1 protein-coding gene and 1 pseudogene are annotated in these 615 nt (G+C 58.5%); one reads left to right on the forward strand and one right to left on the reverse strand.

The window, feature by feature from the left end; genetic code table 11:
• On the reverse strand, nt 1-299 hold a 299-nt coding region (locus tag FLO80_RS21835), incomplete at its 3' end, for a hypothetical protein (protein WP_149187126.1).
• 235 nt (nt 300-534) lie between these two features.
• Between FLO80_RS21835 and FLO80_RS21840 the strand changes: the two are divergent.
• Nucleotides 535-615 (forward strand): annotated as a pseudogene (locus FLO80_RS21840) (IS5/IS1182 family transposase); the annotation flags it as partial.

A 615-nucleotide genomic window follows, 5' to 3' on the forward strand; every position in this document is an offset into this window, starting at 1 on the left:
GCAGAGCCCCCCGCTTGCGCAGCGACGCGTTGTAGCTGGACCAGTTCGTCGTGCGATAGCGGGCAGGAGGGGGCTTGCTCATGCAGCCTCTGTAACCGCATGGATTCACGAAGTGAATCCTTCACCGGGATAGTTCTGCAACAACGCCGTTCACCGTACTCCCCGTTGAGGGGGCCAGTGATTGCGTAGCCAGTCACGCAGTCCTCGAAGATTTCGGAAACGCGAAACAGGTGCTCGGGGTATTCATCAAACGCCCGGATAACGACGATATCATCCTGCTTGGTGTCATCCTCAGTCATCGCGGTCTCCCTTCTTCCATGCCGTGATCACAGCCAGCAAGACCAGCACCGAGACGACAGGGTGAGAGCGGGAAACAACCCAGACCGTCGTGGTGAGAACGGCCTTGGGTGGTGGGGCTAAAAGAAATCCCCCGGCGAGGACGCCGAGGGCGGATAGGTATTTCATAGCTAGGGTCAGGATGCATTGATTTCCAACGCGCTGCGTGATTCACGGCTCGGAAAACGGAGCGGTGACATGAGCGACCTTTTCTGGCTGACCGACGAGCAGATGGCCAAGCTTTCCCCTTTCTTCCCGAAGTCGCACGGTAAGCCGCGG

This window comes from Aquicoccus porphyridii (assembly GCF_008369105.1).
Lineage (GTDB): Bacteria > Pseudomonadota > Alphaproteobacteria > Rhodobacterales > Rhodobacteraceae > Aquicoccus > Aquicoccus porphyridii.